This is a genomic window from Nonomuraea lactucae, assembly GCF_003313395.1.
Classification (GTDB): domain Bacteria; phylum Actinomycetota; class Actinomycetes; order Streptosporangiales; family Streptosporangiaceae; genus Nonomuraea; species Nonomuraea lactucae.
The window spans coordinates 1-3,723 of the sequence record NZ_QNFZ01000724.1 but is presented as its reverse complement, the minus strand read 5'-3'; the positions used below and the strand labels follow the sequence as shown (position 1 = coordinate 3,723).

Genomic DNA, 3,723 nt, shown 5'->3' with positions numbered 1-3,723 from the left:
GGTGCGCGGGCGGGGCGGGTGCCCTTGCATGCCAGGTGCGCGGGCCGAGGCGGGTACTCGGGCCGAGGCCGGTACGCGCGGGGCCAGGCGGGTACTCGGGCCGGGGCAGGGCCGGGGCGGGCCTGCGGGCTCGGGTGGGCTGGAGGGGCGGAGGGGTGGTTAGCCGATTTGGCCGTCCACAACGTTTTCGAGTTTGCCGACCCAGACATCGTCCTCCTCTTTCAGCCACGTCGACGTCTCGTTCGTGCGCTCCTCGCCGCCTGTGCCGGTGGCGCCCAGGGGGAGCATGGGCATGCCCATGCCGCCTGTGCCGTTCGCGCCGTTGGCGGCGCGGAGGGCGGCGGCGTCGCCGGCGGTCAGGCCGTGGCCCAAGCCGGTGCCGGGACCGGTGCCAGAGATCGGGCTGGAGTTGGGTGCGTACGAGGTGGACGGGTTGGTGGACGTCGGCGAGAAGGGGGAGTTCGGTGAGTTGTCGATCTTCGGGGGCGTGTAGTCGGAGAGGTTGGTGGAGCGGGGGTCGGTGCCGTTCAGGTGCGTGCCGTTCGGGTTGTCGGGGAACTTGGGGTTCGTGGACGACACGCCGGGCTGGCCGTTCTGGTCGGGGCGGCCGGTGCCCTGGTTGGTGGGATCGCCTGGGCCGTTCTGGTCACCGGGGAGGCGGAGCTGGTCGGGGTCGCGGGTGCCGTCGGGGAAGCGGGGATCGTTCGTGCCGTCCAGGCCGGTCCGGCCGAAGTCGGAGCCGTCCGGGTAGCCGGACCGGTTGAGGCCGTTCTGGCCGGAGCCGATGCCCGACAGGTCGCCGTTGTAGGAGGCGGGGTTGACTCGTGGAATGTGCGGAGTGTCGACCTTGGTGGTGTCGGGGCCGGGCACGGTCGAATCCTGGATGTTGGGCAGTTCCTTCTGCACATAGTCCGGGAAACGGACATGGCTCTCGTACAGATCCTTGGTGAGCGCCCTGAGGTGCTGCCCGGCCAGCTCGTCCTGCGACCCCCACTCCCAGCCCTTGTCGATCGTGCGGAAGTAGCCGGGCATGGAGTCGTCCCAGCTGCCCGGGTCACCGATCGGATTGCTCCAGGTGGCGGTGCCGTTCTCCACGAAGTCCTTGTGTTCGCGGATCTTGGCGCCCAGCGTCTCCAAAGGCTTGCCCATGTGGTCGAGCCCGGTGGAGAGGTTGATGATCGTGTCGTGGAGGAGCCGCAGGGCCTTCTGCGCCTCGACGGACGCCTCGCCTTCCCAGATCTTGGCCAGCTCGCCGCTGACCTCGTCGATCACGTCGAGGGTGGCGGCCAGCTTGGTCGAGGCGTCGATGTAGGCGGTGGCGGCCGTCTCTACGCCCACGGGATCGAGCGACGTGATGAAGTCCTTGACCTCCGCGACACTTCTGCCGTCGTCGTCGACGTCGAAGTTGCCGCAGCTCGTCTTGATCCAATGCGTCTTCTTCGTGGAGTCCGCCATGACGTCGCCTAGATGGTGGGGTTGCCGAAGGTGGAGTTGTCGGTCTTCTGGTAGCCGCCACCGCCGGCGCGCACCAGCGCGATGGCGATCCGGAACTTCTCGTTGACCTGGGCGTAGATGTCGGTCAGCTCATCGTGGCCCAGCCGGACGGTGCCGGTGAACGAGCGGCCGCCCTCCCAGCGCGCGATGCGCTTAACCTGCGCCTCGAAGGAGGCGAGGCTTCCGTTGACCGTCAGGTCGTTCAGGGAGCCCTTCTTCTGCCCCACGAGGTCCTTCAGCTCGTCCTCCAGGAGGGTGGCGAGCTGGTCGAAGCGTTCCCGGGGATTCTCCGGATACTTGACGTTGTCTCGCTCCGCGTCCATGCCGGGCCATTTCTGCCCACAAGACCGGTGATTCTCAACAGCCACGACATCCTCCCCAAGGGTGCTTGATCGCAACTTTACTCGTGGCACCACCACGTCGTACAGAAGTTGACATATCCACCATGTCCCTCATGCGTAACATGGGCCGGGACCCTGATCGGAACGGAGCGGCGGCGGCATGCAGACCCGGAAGGACCTCTACCAGGCCCACCGCTTGATGATGCAGCGCCTGGGCATGGCGCTGCTCCAGGCAGAACCGGACGTGCCCGAGTCCCCCATGCGCCGCCACACGGTGGCGATGTTCTGCGGGCTGCTCGTCGCGGTCCTCGTGACCGCGGGCTTCGGCATCTGGGGCATGCTCAAGCCCGGGAACGCGACGAAGCTGACCGACCCCGGCCAATTGCTGGTCGAGGAGGAGAGCGGGGCCAAGTACGTCTACAGCCAGCAGGAGCGGAGACTGCTGCCCGTGGCCAACTACGTCTCGGCGCGGCTTCTGCTGGACACGGCCACCGTGAAGGTGCGCAACGTGTCGGCGGCCTCGCTGGCGGGCTTCGACAGGGGTCCGTACGTGGGCATCGCCGGCGCGCCCGACTCCCTGCCGGCCAAGGACAGGCTGGTCAAGGGGCCCTGGTCGGTGTGCGTGGGCCAGACGACCGACGCGGTGGGCGTCGCCAAGACGTACGTGACCCTGGTGGGCGGCATGGACGTCGGCGGGGCGCCGGTCGGGAACGGCGCGATGGTCGTCACCGACGAGCAGCAGCAGGGCTGGGTGATCTGGGGCGACATGAGGATGAAGGTGGGCCCCGAAGGGATCAGCGCGCTCGGCGCCACCGCGCTCCGCAAGGTGCCCGCCGCATGGATCAACGCGATCCCCACCGGACGCGACTTCCGCGCACCTTCCATCCCGAACCGGGGCAAGTCGGTGCGCAGTCCGGACGGCGGTCGGGCGCGGGTCGGGCAGATCTTCCTGTCGCCGGGCATGGCCGGCAGCTCGGACCGCTGGTACGTGCTCGCCGAGGACGGCCTCGCGGCGATCACCGTCACGCAGGCGACGCTGTTGCGCAACGACCCGGCCAGCAGGAAGGCGTACGGCTCGCGCCCGGTCGAGCCGATCACCATCGACGCCGCCACGGCGAACGCCGCCCGGTCCAGGATTCAGCTTCTGGGGGGAGGGTTGCCGACGACGATGCCCAAGGTGATCACGCCTGCGGCGAACGCCCCACTGTGCGCGGTCTACGCCGACACGCAGAAGGGGTCGACGCGGGCGAAGATCACCAGCGGTGCGCGGATCACCATCCCGGTGCCGCGGGCGACCGGCGGCCAGGAGCATTTCGACCAGATCGTGATGCCGCACGGCGGGGCGGCCGTGGCGGGGCTGCTGCCCAACGACGGCCAGCTGTCGGCCATCAACACGTACTACCTGGTCACCGAACAGAACCGGCGCTTTCCGTTGGTGTCGGCGGCTCAGTTGGAGACGTTCGGGTACGACGCCAGCGTGGTGGCGCCTCTGCCGGCGCAGTTGCTGCACATGATCCCTGAAGGGCCGAGGCTGGATCCGGCGGCGGCGCGGACGCCGGTCAAGATCACGCAGTAGGCGGCCGAAGATGGAGGTCGGCTGTTGGGTGGGTTGTGCGGACTTTTGGCGCCTGGCCGATGAGGGGGGCGATGCTGCCGAGCCGACGTTGCCGGGCTGATGAGGTGGGGGCCCACGCTGCCGGGCCGACGTTGGTGGGTAACGGGCGGGGCGAGGTGCGGTGTGAGTGGGGTTGAGCGGTTGGCGGTGGCGGTGCCGTTGGTGGCGGTGCTGGCAGTGGCGGTGGCGGCGTTGAGGGAGGCGGCGTTGAAGGGGGCGGCGTTGAGGGTGGCGGGGCGCGAGTCGGAGTACTGGGGGAGTTGGCAGTACGGG

3 protein-coding genes are annotated in these 3,723 nt (G+C 69.0%); 1 reads left to right on the top strand and 2 read right to left on the bottom strand.

Annotated features, from left to right (window positions below):
* Positions 1–159: 159 nt before the first annotated feature.
* Positions 160–1,455: a WXG100 family type VII secretion target gene (locus tag DQW85_RS26115; protein WP_113702592.1), complete on the bottom strand. Its 1,296-nt coding sequence runs from the start codon at positions 1,453–1,455 to the stop codon at positions 160–162.
* A gap of 8 nt (positions 1,456–1,463) precedes the next feature.
* Positions 1,464–1,817, bottom strand: a complete 354-nt coding sequence (locus DQW85_RS26110) for a hypothetical protein (RefSeq protein ID WP_113702591.1) — start codon at positions 1,815–1,817, stop codon at positions 1,464–1,466.
* Between the two features lie 178 nt (positions 1,818–1,995).
* Between DQW85_RS26110 and eccB the strand changes: the two genes are divergently transcribed.
* Positions 1,996–3,411: a type VII secretion protein EccB gene (gene eccB / locus DQW85_RS26105; protein WP_113702590.1), complete on the top strand. Its 1,416-nt coding sequence runs from the start codon at positions 1,996–1,998 to the stop codon at positions 3,409–3,411.
* The last annotated feature ends 312 nt before the right edge of the window (positions 3,412–3,723 follow it).